Annotated in this window: 11 protein-coding genes and 1 pseudogene; 11 read left to right on the top strand and 1 reads right to left on the bottom strand. The window is 52.2% G+C overall.

All coding sequences use genetic code 11. From position 1 onward, the window contains the following. Nucleotides 1-79: 79 nt before the first annotated feature. The 11 genes from DW49_RS0117260 (at nucleotide 80) to DW49_RS0117210 (ending at nucleotide 14,646) form a co-directional block, all read left to right on the top strand. Nucleotides 80-874, top strand: coding sequence for an ABC transporter permease (locus DW49_RS0117260; RefSeq protein WP_005615100.1), 795 nt, complete (start codon nucleotides 80-82; stop codon nucleotides 872-874). After that, entirely contained in the window at nucleotides 871-2,088 is a 1,218-nt protein-coding gene (locus tag DW49_RS0117255; RefSeq protein ID WP_005615102.1) for an ABC transporter ATP-binding protein, read from the top strand. The genes DW49_RS0117260 and DW49_RS0117255 overlap by 4 nt, the downstream gene beginning before the upstream one ends. Beyond that, nucleotides 2,085-3,929 (top strand): class I SAM-dependent methyltransferase, encoded by a 1,845-nt coding sequence (locus DW49_RS0117250; RefSeq protein WP_005615104.1) that lies wholly within the window; start codon nucleotides 2,085-2,087, stop codon nucleotides 3,927-3,929. The genes DW49_RS0117255 and DW49_RS0117250 overlap by 4 nt, the downstream gene beginning before the upstream one ends. Further along, a complete protein-coding gene (locus DW49_RS0117245; RefSeq protein ID WP_005615105.1) occupies nucleotides 3,929-6,409 on the top strand; it encodes a glycosyltransferase family 4 protein in 2,481 nt (826 codons plus the stop codon). Before DW49_RS0117250 ends, DW49_RS0117245 begins: the two co-directional genes overlap by 1 nt. A 278-nt stretch (nucleotides 6,410-6,687) precedes the next feature. Beyond that, nucleotides 6,688-7,770 (top strand): CDP-glucose 4,6-dehydratase, encoded by a 1,083-nt coding sequence (rfbG, locus tag DW49_RS0117240; RefSeq protein ID WP_005615107.1) that lies wholly within the window; start codon nucleotides 6,688-6,690, stop codon nucleotides 7,768-7,770. Next, nucleotides 7,767-8,582, top strand: coding sequence for an NAD-dependent epimerase/dehydratase family protein (locus tag DW49_RS0117235; protein ID WP_005615109.1), 816 nt, complete (start codon nucleotides 7,767-7,769; stop codon nucleotides 8,580-8,582). Before rfbG ends, DW49_RS0117235 begins: the two co-directional genes overlap by 4 nt. A 26-nt stretch (nucleotides 8,583-8,608) precedes the next feature. Next, the gene (locus DW49_RS0117230) at nucleotides 8,609-9,571 is read left to right on the top strand and encodes a glycosyltransferase family 2 protein (protein WP_005615110.1); all 963 of its coding nucleotides are present in this window, start codon (nucleotides 8,609-8,611) and stop codon (nucleotides 9,569-9,571) included. Nucleotides 9,572-9,580: 9 nt separating this feature from the next. Further along, nucleotides 9,581-10,348 (top strand): glucose-1-phosphate cytidylyltransferase, encoded by a 768-nt coding sequence (rfbF, locus tag DW49_RS0117225; RefSeq protein WP_003382214.1) that lies wholly within the window; start codon nucleotides 9,581-9,583, stop codon nucleotides 10,346-10,348. Beyond that, nucleotides 10,329-11,363, top strand: a complete 1,035-nt coding sequence (locus tag DW49_RS0117220; RefSeq protein WP_005615114.1) for a lysylphosphatidylglycerol synthase transmembrane domain-containing protein — start codon at nucleotides 10,329-10,331, stop codon at nucleotides 11,361-11,363. The genes rfbF and DW49_RS0117220 overlap by 20 nt, the downstream gene beginning before the upstream one ends. A 30-nt stretch (nucleotides 11,364-11,393) precedes the next feature. Next, a complete protein-coding gene (locus DW49_RS0117215) occupies nucleotides 11,394-12,695 on the top strand; it encodes an NAD(P)/FAD-dependent oxidoreductase (RefSeq protein ID WP_005736588.1) in 1,302 nt (433 codons plus the stop codon). Nucleotides 12,696-12,723: 28 nt separating this feature from the next. Further along, complete coding sequence (locus DW49_RS0117210; RefSeq protein ID WP_005615118.1) at nucleotides 12,724-14,646, top strand: hypothetical protein; 1,923 nt, start codon at nucleotides 12,724-12,726, stop codon at nucleotides 14,644-14,646. Nucleotides 14,647-14,725: 79 nt separating this feature from the next. On the opposite strand, the pseudogene DW49_RS01000000128495 reads toward DW49_RS0117210, so the two are convergent. Next, nucleotides 14,726-15,752 (bottom strand): annotated as a pseudogene (locus DW49_RS01000000128495) (hypothetical protein); the annotation flags it as partial. Between the last annotated feature and the right edge of the window lie 105 nt (nucleotides 15,753-15,857).

Raw genomic sequence — 15,857 nt, 5'->3', positions numbered from 1 at the left:
GATCCGGACCTTACGCATCTATATCACGAAACAGGAACACTCAGGGTGAGCACGATTTCACCCTTTTCAGGAGTCATCAATGTTGGAGCTGTTCAGAAGCCTTTGGGGTTACCGAGGATTCGTCTTTTCATCTATACGCAATGAGTTTTCCGCACGTTTCGCTCGTAGCCGCCTCGGCGGCCTGTGGATGATCATCAACCCGCTGGCACAGGTGGCAATCTATGCATTGGTGCTCTCCAATGTGCTGGCTGCCAAACTCCCTGGCATTGATAACAAGTACGCGTACGCGGTCTACCTGATGGCCGGGATGCTGGCCTGGAGCTATTTTTCGGAGATCATCGGCCGCTGCCTGACGCTGTTCATCGATCAGGGCAACCTGATGAAGAAGATGCGTTTTCCGCGGATTACACTGCCGGTGATTGTCGCAGGCTCCTGCCTGCTCAATTACGTCCTGCTGTTCGCGGCGATACTGCTGGTCTTTGCTGCGCTGGGGCAATGGCCGCACTGGCAAATGCTTTGGTTGATCCCGCTGACCCTTGTAGTGACGGCTCTGGCTGTCGGCCTGGGTCTGATTCTCGGCGTATTGAACGTATTCGTGCGGGACGTTGGCCAGGTCATTCCAATCCTGTTGCAGGTCTGGTTCTGGTTCACGCCTATCGTGTACCCGCTCAATATCATTCCCGAGCAGTTCAAGAGTGTCATGGGCATCAACCCCATGTTTCCGATTGTCAGTGCCTATCACGATGTGCTGGTTTATGCGCGAGCACCTGATCTGCAAAGCATGGCCGTAACCGCTGCGGTTGCCGTTGGCCTGATGCTGTTGGGGCTGTTCATGTTTCGCCGCGCAGCACCGGAAATGGTGGATGTACTATGAGCCTGTTGAGTGTCAAGAACCTGGGCAAGGCCTATCGTGTCTATGCTTCCGAGTTTCAGCGTATAGGTCGCTGGTTCGGTATACCCACCAAGCCAAGTGAAGAGCACTGGGTCCTCAAACACATCAGCTTTTCCATAGAGCCAGGTGAGGCTATAGGGATCGTCGGTCAGAACGGAGCGGGTAAGTCAACACTTCTCAAGATGATCACGGGCACCCTGCAGCCCACGGAAGGCAATGTACAAGTTAACGGTCGTATTGCCGCGATTCTTGAGCTGGGCATGGGTTTTACGCCAGACCTGACTGGCCGCCAGAACGTTTTTCACGCTGCTGGATTAATGGGCTTCAGTGGCGAGCAGATCAATGAAGTCATTGATGAAATCGAAGCATTTGCTGAAATAGGCGAATATTTCGACGAGCCGGTGCGGACGTATTCCAGTGGTATGCAGATGCGCGTCGCTTTTGCGGTTGCCACTGCGATAAGGCCTGAAATTCTCATCGTGGACGAGGCGCTGTCTGTGGGTGACAGCTACTTCCAGCACAAAAGCTTTGATCGTATACGCGAGTTTCAGCAGCAAGGCACGACTCTGCTCATCGTTTCTCACGACCGTGGCTCGATTCAGGCCTTGTGCAACCGAGCTATCCTGCTTGAAAAAGGCACCGTCATAAAAGACGGCAAGCCAGAAGAGGTCATGGATTTCTACAACGCATTGATCGCTGAAAAAGAGAACGCCACGGTCCAGCTTCGTGAGCTCGAAGATGGCTCAGTACAGACTCGATCTGGCAGTGGAGAAGCTACCATCGGCCCTGTCAGTCTCCATAATGCTGCCGGTGAGCGCATTGAATATGTTTCAGTGGGCGAACCCGTGTCCTTGCACATCAATGCTCAGGTCAACAGTGCCATTCCTGAACTGGTAGTGGGCTACCTGATAAAGGACCGGCTGGGACAGCCCGTGTACGGCACCAATACTCATCATATGGGCTGCAAGGTCGCTGATCTGCAGGCTGGGGAGTCGCTGGACTACTCATTCAACTTTGCTGCTAATCTGGGTGTGGGATCGTATTCGGTTGCCGTAGCACTCCATACCACTGACAGTCATTTGTCCCGCAATTATGAATGGGTGGATCTAACGCTCGTGTTCAACGTAGTTAATATTTCGCAAAACGAGTTTGTTGGGTTGGCCTGGTTGCCACCTGTTGTGGAGTTCAGCCGATGACTGTTCCTTTCTACCGAGCCTTTGAAGATCGTTACCGCGGTTCGCGTGAGCTGATCCATGACAGGCAGCAGGCCTACGTACCTTTTCTTAAGCTGATCAAGCAACTTTACCCGGAGTGTTCTGCTCTGGATCTGGGGTGCGGCCGAGGTGAATGGCTGGAAATCCTTATCCAAAATGGTTTCCAGGCTCAAGGCATCGATCTTGATGCAGGCATGCTCGAAGCCTGTAAAGCGCTTGGGCTCCCGGTTGAAAATATTGACGCACTGGAAAAGCTGAAAAGTCTGCCGGATGAAAGCTTAGCTGTTGTTTCCGGGTTTCACATTGCCGAACATATTCCGTTTGACGATTTGAAGGTGCTGGTGGCCGAGGCACGTCGCGTACTCAAGCCTGCCGGGTTGCTGATTCTGGAAACGCCCAATTCGGAAAATCTTGTGGTGGGTACACAAACATTTTATCTGGACCCTACTCATAACTGCCCGATACCTCATTTGCTGTTGAGTTTTCTCGCTGAGTACTCTCAATTTGGCCGCTCCCAGTTGCTTCGTTTGCAAGAACAAGTCGAGCTTGCAGAGGGCGGACCTGTTGATCTGTTCAGCGTGTTACACGGTGTCAGCCCGGATTATGCGATCGTCGCACAGAAATCGGCTGCTCCTGAGCAGATGGAGATATTCGATACTGTCTTCGGTCGAGAGTATGGCCTCTCGCTTGAGTCGGTTGCGCGTCGCTATGACGCCCAGATTGCGGGTTGGATTCAAAGCAGCAATGCCGCATGCACTGAGCTGCGCGAGCACTTTAATCAGACTCAACTCCACAACCAGTGTCTTGAACAGACTTTGCGGAGACTGGAGGAGGAGGGTACTGAGACCAGTTTTCAGTTGCGTGAACAACTGAATCAGATTCAGCAGCACGGCCAAGGTATCGAGCAGGCCGTTCACGTGCAGGCAGAAACGGCAGCGGCGGCCAAGGCTGAGCTGCTGGAGCAGCTTGACCAGATCCGGCAACACGGCGATTACCTCGAGAAGACAGTGCGCGCACTGGAGGAAAACGATTATCTCGAGACTCAGATACGTGAAGCGAGCCTGCGCGCCGAACTGGCTGAATCACGACTACATAACGTCCAGTTAGGCCAGGACGCAGCACAATTGCGCATGAATGAATCGGAATCGCGCTTGAGACAGGCGTTTACCGATCTGGAACATATCAAGTCGCAGGTTCTGCAATTGCAACTCGATACCAGCATTACCAAAGCCACCGATGCGGCATCCGCGCAAGAACTGGCGAGCGAGCTTCAGACTCGCCTGAATGAATCATTGGACAATGCACATCACTGGTGGTTAAAGGCAACCGCGACAGAAAACGAACAAGAGCAGATTCATGATCTACAAGTTCAACTGGATCAGTCTCTGAACAATGCGCATCACTGGTGGCTCAAGGCGACTGCTTACGAGGCTCATATCGCAAAGCTGGAGAACAGTAAATCCTGGCGTGTCACCAAGCCACTGCGTAGGTCCGCAGATCTGTCGAGCAGGGCTTCAAAATTGCCATCAAGCTTGGTCAGGCGAGTTGCACGCTCTGTTCTGGCCCGTTCGCTACGTTTTGTTTTGAACAGACCAGCTTTGCGGACGCGAGTCACCAGCAAGATTCAGTCATACCCCAATCTGCTGAACAGCGTCAGGCAATTTGCCCTGCGTCACGGGATCATACAGCCTCAGCCTCATGAGATCCGTCCTTTGACGGAGACAACAGAGGCGACTGATGATGGTTTTCCTACTGCAAGCCCTAGAGCAGCCCGTGTGTATTCTGATTTGAAGCAAGCTTTTGAGCGCAAGGAAAACCGTTGATGCGTATCGTCATTGATCTACAGGGCGCTCAGTCCGAAAGTCGTTTCCGCGGTATTGGTCGCTATTCTCTCTCCTTGGCACAGGCCATGGCACGCAATGCTGGCGAGCATGAAATCTGGCTGGCGCTCAACAACTGCATGTCGGAGAGCATTCCTGATATCAGGGCCGCGTTCTCGGGGCTTATCCCGGAACGCCGAATCCGCATCTTTGATGTGCCCAGCGATGCCAATCCTACTCCTTGGGTGGCGCGAGCATCCGAAGTGGTGCGCGAATCCTTTATGGCCACACTCAAGCCAGATGTCGTACTGGTCAGCAGCCTGTTTGAAGGTTATGCGGTAACGTCAGTTGGCGCTGTCCCTGCGACGTATCAGACCGCCGTCATTCTTTATGATCTGATCCCGTTCATGAATGAGGACGTCTATCTGCCTACGGCAGAGCTGAAGGACTACTACTACCGCAAGATAGACTGGCTGAAAAAAGCCGATACCTTGCTGGCCATTTCCGACTCGTCCCGTCAGGAAGCGGTTACCCACCTGGACATTGATCGCGCGCGAATAGCCAACATATCGGCGGCCATTGGCGAGCAATTCACTCCCGACGAAATCAATCTGACCAAAAGCTCGGCGATGCTTGAGCGTCTCGGCGTCAAGTCCGAATTCATTCTCTACGCACCGGGTGGCTTTGATCCGCGGAAGAACTTCGCGCGTTTGCTTGAGGCCTACAGCACGTTGCCACAAGCCCTGAAGGATCGCCACCAGCTGGTTATCGCCAGTAAGTTGCATGCCCAGCAGAGAATGGAGCTGCTCGCATTTGCGGAGCAATATGGAATCAAATCTTCGGATCTGGTGCTTACCGGTTATGTTAATGACCCTGATCTGATTGCCCTGTATTCGCTGGCCAAACTGTTTGTCTTCCCGTCCACGCACGAAGGTTTCGGTCTTCCGGTGCTGGAAGCGATGGCATGCGGTGCCGCGGTTATTGGTTCCAACTGCAGCAGTGTTCCAGAAGTTATTGGCTTTGCTGATGCGCTGTTTGATCCGCTCTCGGTCAAGTCCATTGCGGCGAAAATGATTGAAGGGCTGGAAGACGAAGGCTTCCGTGCCCGATTGCTTGCGAATGCAGGTGAGCAGTGCACCAAGTTTTCGTGGGACGAGTCAGCCAAGAAAGCCATTGCAGCGCTTGAACTCAGGCATTCACCGGTTGTCGATGGCGTGGGCGATCAGGCTGATCCCGCTGCCGAGTTACTGGAGCGCTTGATTTCGCTTTCCGATACAGCCCCTACTGATATCGAGCTGTTCCAGATCGCGAAAAGCATTGCTTTCGATTTCGCAGGCGCCGATCACCGGCAACTGTTGTTGGACGTATCCAGCATTGTTCACAGTGATGCCAGGTCAGGCATCCAGCGCGTTGTGCGTAGCCTGCTCCATGAGTTTCTGAACAAGCAGCCGACCGGCCTCAACGTTCGTCCGATTTACTACGCCGACGGTCAGTATTACTACGCTAATGCCTTCGCATCGCGCATATACGCTGAGTTTCCCGAAACGACCGACGCCATCATCGACTTTGCTCAGGATGACATTTATCTGTCCCTGGACTTGAACATGCACCTGGCCAGTCAACTTTACCCATTGCACAGCCAAATGCGTCAGATGGGTGTGCAGGTTAGCTATATCGTCTACGACCTGCTGCTGTTTCATCGCCCGGACTGGTGGGGTGCACCAAACGCCGAGCTGTTCAACGACTGGTTGCAGAAAATCGGCATGGTTGCGAGCGACCTGATTTGCATATCCGAAGCGGTTGCCGATGAACTCAAGCAGTGGCTCGCGGACAATACAGACAAATGTGCTGGCAATAAGCCGAATGTCAAAAGCTTCCATCTGGGCGCCGATATCGACAACAGCATGCCATCAGCAGGCTTGCCTGACGATGCCTGGGACCTGTTGGCACGTCTGGCACAGAAGCCGAGCTTTCTGATGGTCAGTACCATTGAGCCGCGCAAGGGGCATGCACAGACACTGGCTGCTTTTGAGCAGTTGTGGGAGCAGGGCCAGGATATCAATCTGGTGATCGTCGGCAAAAGAGGCTGGCTTGTCGACGAACTGGTCGCACGCCTCGAAAAACATCCTGAAAAGGGCAATAGACTTTTCTGGCTGGAAGGCATCAGTGACGAGTACCTCGAGAAGGTCTATTCGGCTACGACCTGCCTGATAGCTGCGTCTGAAGGTGAAGGGTTTGGGCTGCCATTGATTGAGGCAGCTCAGCATCATATGCCGATGATCATTCGCGATCTGCCAGTGTTCAGAGAAATTGCCGGTGAGCACGCGTTTTATTTTCAGGGGATGGCCGCTGGCGAGCTGGCTGCCGCTGTTCTGGCTTGGCTGAAGCTGTTAGACCTTGGCGAGCACCCTACGTCAGTGTCGATGCCGTGGCTGACATGGGAAGAGAGCGCACAGCAGCTTCTTGGCGAGATCACAAAATAACGCGGAGCTTGTTTTTCGGTTTGAATTGTGTGTCGCTCAATTGAGGGCCTGTGGCCAAAGTGCGAAGGACCATTGGCGCGGTGGCTTAGGCAGTCACCGTGTACTTTATGTCGAGGCAAGTGTTCGGCATTTTCGATGGGCTCGCTGGCACCTGTGTGTCCTTTATTTCCACAAAACCCTGATAGCCATGTATTCTTGCTCGCTTATTTTATTGCTGATGCCTCTGATCACTGTTTATCAGAGGCAAGTTATTCGCACAACACCGATGGCGTAGGAAAATGACAGCAAAACTCAAGTTTGAAGACAGCCTTGCCGGAAAAAAGGTTTTGGTCACTGGTCATACCGGGTTCACCGGGGGATGGGCATGTCTTTGGCTGAAGTCTATCGGTGCTCATGTTGCAGGCTATTCGCTCGCGCCTGAGACCACACCCTCTCTTTTTGAAGAGCTGGGGCTGGAAAACGATATAGACAGCGTTTTAGGTGACATCTGCGACTTTGACAAGCTACTGCAGGCTGTCGAAGCCTTTCAGCCGGATTTGATTCTGCACCTGGCCGCTCAGCCTCTCGTTCGCAGGTCGTACCGCGAGCCCGTGCAGACGTTCATGGTCAACGCTCAAGGGACGGCGCACGTTCTTGAAACGGCTCGTCTGGTAAAAAGTGTTCGCGGCGTGCTCTGTGTCACAACAGACAAAGTCTATAAAAACAACGAATGGGCATGGCCATACCGCGAAAACGACCCACTGGGTGGCAAAGATCCTTACAGCGCTTCAAAAGCGGCTGCGGAAATGATTATCCAAAGCTATGGCGCTTCCTACCCCTTCTCCCAAGGGCTGGGGCCTGCCATTGCTACCGCACGAGGCGGCAATATAATCGGCGGTGGGGATTGGTCTGAAGACCGTCTTATCCCTGACTTCGTGCGTGCTGTGAACGAAGGGCAGGTCATGACTCTTCGTTACCCGGACGCCACCCGTCCCTGGCAGCATGTTCTGGCACTCGTGCACGGTTACCTCGTCATTCTTGCCGAGCTACTGTCCGAAAACCCTGGCCGCGTTGCGAAAGCCTGGAACCTCGGGCCTCAGGAACTCAAGCAGTATTCGGTCAGAGATGTTCTCGAGCTGATGAGTACCGACTGGCAGCGTCCGAATCTCGAGTTCATGGACAATCCATTGCCTGAAGCAGGCGCATTGGCGCTGGACAGTTCAATCGCAAGAAATCAGCTGAACTGGATTCCGGTGTGGAACACGGAAGAAGTCGTGGAGAAAACTGCTTCCTGGTACCGGGATTTCTACGCCCATCCTGGTAGTGCCCGGGCAATTACACTCGCTCAAATCGATGGGTGGCGAGCGGGCATTCAGGAATGAACTTCATCATAGGCAGCCGCGGTCGACTGGGTCAGGCAATCGCTGAGCAATACCCTGCGAATGAAGTGACCTGTGTTGATCGAGCTGTCTATGAACGATGGGCCGAGCCTGATTCGGCAGCGGCAATTACTGCGTATTTTTCGGAATACGCGCATGCAGGTGCCGTAGTGTACATCTGTTCCGGCTTACTTGATCCGCGGCTGCCTGCACAGCAGTTACACAACGTAAACTTCAGGTTGCCACAAAATATCATCACCGCTGTCGCGTCGGCAGGTATCCGGGTTGTCACGTTCGGAACTGCAATGGAGCGAACGCTGACCTCCAATCCCTACGTGCAAAGCAAACTGTTGCTGAGTCAGTTTGTGGAAAGCGCTGGAGGAAGCGATTTCAGCCCGGCTCATATCCGGATTCATACGCTTTATGGTTCAGCTGAGCCGAGCCCTTTCATGTTTCTCGGCCAAATTCTGAGCGCTTTGCGCGCAGGCACACCTTTCGAGATGACTCAAGGTCGGCAACTGCGTGAGTACCATCATGTGTTGGACGACGCTGTGGCCATCAAATCGATGGTGGATAATCATGCCGAGGGCATTATTGAGTTAAGTCATGGGATGCCTGTCAGTCTTGGAGATTTGGCCAAGGCTATCTTCAAGGCATTTGACAAAACCCATCTACTTCGCCTGGGCGCGTTACCCGAGCCGACTCAAGAAAATTTTAGCCATGTCTTTGAGCGCCCTGAAGTGCTGAACGGCATCGTGTTTCGCGACAGCATAGAGTCGGTCGTCGATTACATGAAAAAACAGATAACCGCCTGAGTGCAGAATTCTTTATGGAAAATTTAATGTCAGGCAAGCGCCCCCTGGTATCAATCTCGATCCCGGTACTCAATGAGTCGGGAAATATCGAAGCCCTTTACAGCCGGCTGGACGCCCTGGCGACCAGGATGAAAGATCGATGCGATCTGGAGTTTGTCTTTTCAGACAATCACTCCGATGACAACACGTGGGCGATGCTGGCAGATCTGGCTGCGAAAGATCCAAGGGTCAAGGCCATTCGTTTCTCTCGAAACTACGGTTTTCAGCGTTCCATTCTCGCCAATTACATGCACACCAAGGGCGATGCGGTGATGCAGATTGACGCCGACCTTCAAGACCCACCGGAAATGCTCGAAGAGTTTTTTGCCCGCTGGCAGGAAGGCCATGAGGTGGTGTATGGAGTCCGTCGCAAAAGGCCGGAAGGCTGGTTGCTGAACAACTTTCGTCGCCTGGGGTATTGGGCAATCGATAAAGTGAGCGAGCACCCAATCCCGCGGGACGTCGGCGATTTTCGCCTGATTGACAGGAAAGTCGTCAATGTGTTGCTCAAGACCAAGACCGCCAACCCGTATCTCAGAGGGATGATCGCGGGTATTGGCTTCAATCAGACGGGCATCCCTTACGATCGGGATGCACGCATTGCAGGCGTCAGCAAATTCAACATCAGCCGGCTGCTTCAGCTGGGCCTGACGGCGGTATTCAACCACTCGACAGTGCCGCTTCGTATGGCTTCTTTCTTGGGATTGATAATTCTGGCTGTCAGTGTGTTGGGCGCTCTTTATTATGTGTTGTTGCGCCTGTTTCATCCTGAACTGCCGCCTGGGCTGGCCAGTATCCATATTCTGGTTCTGTTCGGCATCGGCCTGAATTCTTTTCTGTTGGGCATCATTGGTGAATACCTGCTGCGTATTTACCTGGTGTTGCGCGCAGACCCCGTTGCTGTCATTCAGCAAAGTCTTAACTTTGAAACTTCCGATCTCAAGTTATAAGGAGAAAACATGAAAGCTGTAATTTTGGCCGGTGGCTTGGGAACTCGCATCGCGGAAGAATCGGACACCAAACCGAAGCCCATGGTGGAGATCGGCGGAAAACCTCTGCTTTGGCACATCATGCGTTCATACGCTAACCACGGTATCAAGGATTTTGTTATCTGCCTAGGTTACAAAGGCTACGTGATCAAAGAGTTTTTCTCCAACTACTACAATCACATGTCGGACATGACCATTGATCTTGCAACCGGGGATCAAAAAATTCTGAACAGCCAGGCCGAAGACTGGCGGATCACGCTGGTCGATACCGGTGCTGAAACCATGACCGGCGGTCGTCTCAAACGGGTGGCTCCGTATCTGAACAATGAAACCTTTTGCCTCACGTACGGCGACGGTCTTTCAGATATCGATATCAGTGCAGAAATTGCGTTTCACCGTCAACACGGGAAATTGGCGACTGTCGCTGCAGTGCAGCCGCCTGGGCGTTTCGGCGTGTTGAACATAGATGCCGCTAACAATGTTTCCAGTTTTTCTGAAAAGCCTGCCGATGAAATTGGCTGGATCAACGGCGGGTTCTTCGTACTCGAACCAGAAGTGATCAAGTACATCGACGGCGACAGTATCTCCTGGGAGCGCGAGCCGCTGACCAATCTTGCCAAAGATGGTCACCTGTGCGCCTTTCAGCATTCCGGCTTCTGGCAGCCTTGCGATACCTTGCGTGACAAACGCGAACTGGAAGCTTTGTGGGCGACCAACAATGCCCCTTGGCGGATTTGAGACAAACATGACACAGAAGCCGCAGACCAAAGAAAGACGCTGGATAAAACATGTGATTGGCGGGGGCATCACGCTCATTTGCCTTATCGCAATTTTTCGTCTGGTGAAGTTTTCGGAGGTCATGGAAGCCCTTGAGCACTTCCAATGGCGCTATCTGGCACTGGGAATTCTATCGCTGGGCTTCGGCTACGCCGTGCGTATCTTTCGATGGTCTGTAATGCTTTCTGCGACAGGTACCCGCGTAGAGTTCAAGAACTGTGCGGCGCCTTTTCTGGGCGCTATCGCGCTCAATAACGTGCTGCCGTTGCGGTTGGGCGATGTCGTGCGCGCGCTGGTATTTCCTTATGCCATGGGCGTTACCAAGACCGCCGCGACCACAAGTCTGGTTGTGGAGAGGCTTATAGATCTGGTCACTCTGCTGGCCTGTCTGGCGCTCGGTGTGCTTGCCATACAAACGATAGAGGTGCCCCCGGCACTGCGACAGACTGCTGTCATTCTTGCCTTGTTGGGCGGCATGGCTCTCACTGTCGGATTTTTCTTTTCCGGCAGCTTCGCGCGCTTGTTTCATTCATTGGCAGGCGAACAGTCAGACTCGATCAAGCCCACCAGGCTGCAGCAGGTATTTCACGCAGTCGCAGGGCTTTTCGAGAGCTTCGATGTGATGTCGCGGCCGCGCATCCTTGGAGCGATGCTTGGTTTATCGGTACTTGTATGGCTCGGTGAATCAGGCTTGTTTTATTTTGCCCTGATGGGGCTGGGCCTGGACGCGAGCCCTCTGATGGCCTTGCTGGTCATGGCGATCGCAACGCTGTCTACCTTGGCACCTTCATCACCCGGCTATGTAGGCCCGTTTCATCTCGCGGCTTTCACCGCCGTGACGCTTATTGGTGGTTCTGCAGCTCAAGCAGGCAGCTATGCGATAATTGTACATCTGGCCCTCTGGCTACCAACGACGATTGTTGGAGCATTGGCGATATGGTCGCGCCCTGCGCTATTCAAGGCAGCACGAGCATAATCATGAAAAATTCTACCTTGGTAAATGTAAATGAATAACTATGATGTGGTGATTGTGGGAGGTGGTTTCACAGGCCTCACAGCTGCTTACGTGCTGTCAAAGCAGGGTAAGAAGGTAAAGGTCATTGAAGCTGACTCCACGCCAGGCGGATTGGCCGGGATTTTTGAATTCAACGATGGCGTTCGCGTAGAAAAGTTTTATCACCACTGGTTCAATAACGACGTCTTTGTACCGGAACTGGTCAAGGAGTTGGGGTTGGAAGGCGACGTTATTCTGCTCCCGACGCGAACCGGCATGTATTTCAACGGCAGAATGTGGAAACTGTCCACTCCCCTGGATCTGCTTCGCTTCAAGGCGCTTTCCCTGATAGACCGTATACGTCTCGGGCTTCTTGTTTTTCAGGTCCGCCGTATCAAAGACTGGAAGACGATCGAGCACCTGAGTATCCGCGAGTGGCTGGAAGGCATGTGCGGCAAGTCGGTTTACAAGGTGGTCTGGGAGCCGCTGATCAACTCCAAGTTCTCCGTTTATGCAGAGGCAGTCAATGCCGTCTGGATGTGGAAGAAGCTGGTATTGCGCGGCAGCACGCGCAACGATAAAGGCGGCGAAGAGCTTGCTTACTTCAAGGGCGGTTTCGGACGACTTGCAGAGGCGCTCGTATCGGCCATTCGTGCCAATGGCAGCGAGGTGGTATTCAACTCCAAAGTCACCGGTTTGGTGACCGAGGGTAAACAAGTCACTGCAGTCACCACCGAAGAAGGTGACGTGGCGGGCAACAAGTTTTTGTTCACGCCTTCGTTTCCGTTGATTGCGGACATGTTTCAGAAGTCCGCAGACGATGCATGGCTGACGAAATTGCGCAGGGTCAAGTACCTGGGCAACATGTGCCTGGTGCTGCGCCTCAAGCACAGCCTGTCGGACACCTACTGGCTCAATGTCAATGATCCGGGCTTCCCGTTTGTGGGTGTTATCGAACACACCAACTTTGACACGCCGGAAAATTACAAGGGCACTCACATTGCCTATCTGTCTCGCTACCTGGCCACTGAAGATCCAGTATGGGCCTACAGTGACGATGAGTACCTTGATTTCGCCCTCTCGCATTTGAAGCGTATGTTCCCTCACTTTGAAAAAGAGTGGGTCGTCGACTTCAAGGTCTGGCGTTCCGAGTACGCTCAACCGGTGACCGAGCGTAATTACTCTCAGTACGTACCTGATGCATCCACGCCATTCGATAATGCGTTGATTTCGACGATGGCTCAGATTTATCCAGAGGACCGGGGAACGAACTACGCCATTCGCGAAGGTCGTTTGATCGCCCAAAAGCTGTAATCTGAAAGGGATCGTCTGAGTGAATCAAATGCAACTATTACCGTCGCGATTTCTCTGCTATACGCTGCTTCTGGTGACAGCGTGGTTGATGGTGTCAAATATTGATGTGCTGCGTAGTCAGTCTGTCGATCTGGCGCATCATTATGCGCTGGCCTATCGTATAGCCGAAAATTTCAATCTGATAAACTCAAACGATCCCACGTTGGGAGAGATGAATTATTACCCCAGGCTCAGCCATATCGTTGCCGCGATAGTTGGCTGGCCAATGCACTCGACATTTTTAGGGTTGCACATCGTTTCCCTGCTGTCGCTCGCTGCCATTTGGGGTGCTTTCATCTATATGCTCAACACGCTTCCCAGGCGTGTTGCGACGGCGTCCACGTTAACGCTTGTTTTACTGCTTGTGGTCAACCGTTACACGTTCCACTTTGACGTACACGGCGGGGAGATAGTGGGCAACTACTTCTACTCCCAACTGGTAGGTCAGGCGGTCGCTATTCTAAGCATGGCTGTCGCTGTTTTTCTTGAGGTGCGCAAGGGCAGAAGCACAGCGTATGTCTTTTTGATCGGTGTTATTGCCATCAATACAGGCGTTCATTTGCTGCCGACTCTGGAACTGCTGGGTCTCTTGGGCGGATTGGTTCTGTTTAATGCATATTCAGACTTTCTTGACAAGAAACTCAGCATCCCCGCTGCAATAGCCAGTCTTCTCATTCCCGTTGTGGCCTTGGGGGGCGTTGTTTTAAATCCTGCTTTCTCTTCAATGAGAAAAATTTCAGAAAATCACGGTGCATTAAGCTTTTTAAATATTACTTACCCGACAGGCATCGCAACGCTGTGCGTGTTGGGTATTATTCTTTCAGTCGTGCTGTTAACGCTTCACGTCAAGAATAAACCGATGCTGGGCTACCCGGCTGTAAAGTACCTCGCTGTCTATGGCGGGGCTGTATCGTGCTTGTGCTTGTTGCAAATGGTGCTCGTGAAGTACGGAATGGGCTCGGACTATGCTGTTAAAAAATATGTGTATGGTATAGTTACTCATCTCTTTATTTCACTGGCGATCCTGATAGGTTTTGCATTTTGCCGCAAGGCGTCCGGGGATTCGGACACCTCGAATAATTACTCACTGGTGTATGCTCTATTTGTCGCTATGAGCTTTTATGCTGTTTTCAAGGCGTCGCTACTTTCTCCTGAAGCTTACGATCTCTCGGATCTGGTGCAGTTGGAGAAAAAAATGGATGCGCTGGCGCTGCAGTTGCCGGCTGCCGAGAATGGCGGAAATGATGTGGTTATCGGGCTTGAAGGTAAGTCGCCCGTTTTTGACTACCTCTTCTCAATCTCTATTTTCAAAACGCAAAGAGAACTGGCCATATCAGACGTTCTCATTGCTAACTCATTGCAGGATTATGCCAAGTACAGTCGAGTCATTACAAACGCGGGCGTCAAAAAATATGACACGAAAGAATGCCGGACGTTCTCGGGCGCCGGTGTGTCAGTGTCTAGTGCGCAGTGTTTGTCGGAGCGGGCCAACGAGTCAAGCTATTGCCGCGGGCGTGTCGACTTCTCAACAACCGGATTGGTTGACTCGCGCCGGTTGAAGGGTTTTGGTTCGGCAGAAAGTACAGGAACCTGGATCGTAGGAAAAAGCGCCGAGTTTAATTGTATTGTCGATGCTCAATCCCCAACTGTAATGGTCATAGACTGGCGTCCGTTTGTGAGCAGCAAGCATACAAAGCAAACAGTGAAGGTTCTCATTAACGGCGTGGAGCAATACAGTTCGGTGTTGACCGATGCGTCAGGCACTACGACAGAGGTTAAACTACCCCCTTTGGAAAGTGATAAATTGGTTATCACCTTTTCTACGCCGGATTCGGTATCTCCTCAGCAATTAGGTATGAGTGAAGATGCACGCTCTTTGAGTCTTTTCGTAAAGGCTGTCACCTTCAAATAAAGCTGTATGCTGGTGAATAAAAAAGCGGTTCCACACTGCCCGACAATGATTGTTCGGGCAGCGTGGTTTCTTTATTCACTCATTGCTGCTTCAATTGCTCTATTTTCAGGCTTTTCAACTGAACAGAACCTTTCCCGGTAGACCAACCACCCAGACCAAACGACAGCCTGAATGGTTGCCCATCCGATGTGAAGTACGCCGTGACAGGTGTGTTTGTAGCCGTAGAATCGTTTATCGCATAAATCATGCTCTTGCCGTGAAACGAAAGATGCCCTGCATTGCTGCCATGCTTTTCAGAAGTTGCTGACCAATTCAACGTCGCGTTTATCCGGTACGACCCAGCGGGCAGCGTCAGTTCCTGTGATAGAAAACCGGCGTCAGTAAACGACTCGGAAGACACGCGCAAACTCCCCTTGTCGAACAGCGCTGTGCCGTACTGCTCAAACACTAACGTATCAAGATTGATAACGGCTGACCCTTCGATTTTGCCGATGTTCTCATAATCCTTTACGTCTACACTGATTCGATCGTTTTTCTGAGTGAAACTTGTAACGCAGTGCGTAGGCTCTGTCGGGACGCGCCCTCCAAATATAATCGACCAGAATGAAGGCGTTATACTAAAGGCTTGCCCATTTCGGTAAGCGGCGGACACAGCGCCCACCGTAGGCTCCCAGAGGGGTTGATTCATATTGATAGTGGGCGTGCTGGTACAGCGTTGCGTTGCTTCTTCCAGGTCTGAATATAAGCGGGCGATGTTCTCGTCAGGTGTTTTGGCGACGGCAACCACGTTATTTATCTGCTGGTAATGGGTTGCTATAAAAAAACACACTTGCCAGGCTGCCCATGATAGTCAGCGTGGTTTTTATGCTGGTGTTCGAGCAGTTCTGGTTTATCAGTAGCAGGGCTTGCAGCGCGATAAATATACTGATCATCGGGATGAATGTAATGCTGTGATGGAGTATCGGTCCCGCAATTTTTGATAATGCACACAGAGAGGTTACAAGCTGAATCAGCACCACGTATCCCAGTATCAACGCTGGCTTGTTGTTTTTTTTCCATGCTGCAAGGGTACAGAAAACCGAGGCCGTGATGGCCAGTAATCCCAGGGCGGCGGCAAAAACTGAGCGCAACACCTGACCAATCCGGTACGGTGAACCTATGTCATATCATGAACTCAGCATTGAAGAACGCATCACGATCCAGTTTGGCCA

This window comes from Pseudomonas avellanae BPIC 631, assembly GCF_000444135.1.
GTDB lineage: Bacteria > Pseudomonadota > Gammaproteobacteria > Pseudomonadales > Pseudomonadaceae > Aquipseudomonas > Aquipseudomonas avellanae.
This window is presented reverse-complemented; position numbering and strand designations above follow the sequence as displayed.

Coding starts and splice junctions, on each gene's coding strand:
- DW49_RS0117220 (WP_005615114.1), top strand. CDS start 10,329: ATGCCCCTTGGCGGATTTGAGACAAACATGACACAGAAGCCGCAGACC.
- DW49_RS0117215 (WP_005736588.1), top strand. CDS start 11,394: ATGAATAACTATGATGTGGTGATTGTGGGAGGTGGTTTCACAGGCCTC.
- DW49_RS0117235 (WP_005615109.1), top strand. CDS start 7,767: ATGAACTTCATCATAGGCAGCCGCGGTCGACTGGGTCAGGCAATCGCT.
- DW49_RS0117230 (WP_005615110.1), top strand. CDS start 8,609: ATGTCAGGCAAGCGCCCCCTGGTATCAATCTCGATCCCGGTACTCAAT.
- rfbG (WP_005615107.1), top strand. CDS start 6,688: ATGACAGCAAAACTCAAGTTTGAAGACAGCCTTGCCGGAAAAAAGGTT.
- rfbF (WP_003382214.1), top strand. CDS start 9,581: ATGAAAGCTGTAATTTTGGCCGGTGGCTTGGGAACTCGCATCGCGGAA.
- DW49_RS0117255 (WP_005615102.1), top strand. CDS start 871: ATGAGCCTGTTGAGTGTCAAGAACCTGGGCAAGGCCTATCGTGTCTAT.
- DW49_RS0117260 (WP_005615100.1), top strand. CDS start 80: ATGTTGGAGCTGTTCAGAAGCCTTTGGGGTTACCGAGGATTCGTCTTT.
- DW49_RS0117250 (WP_005615104.1), top strand. CDS start 2,085: ATGACTGTTCCTTTCTACCGAGCCTTTGAAGATCGTTACCGCGGTTCG.
- DW49_RS0117245 (WP_005615105.1), top strand. CDS start 3,929: ATGCGTATCGTCATTGATCTACAGGGCGCTCAGTCCGAAAGTCGTTTC.
- DW49_RS0117210 (WP_005615118.1), top strand. CDS start 12,724: ATGCAACTATTACCGTCGCGATTTCTCTGCTATACGCTGCTTCTGGTG.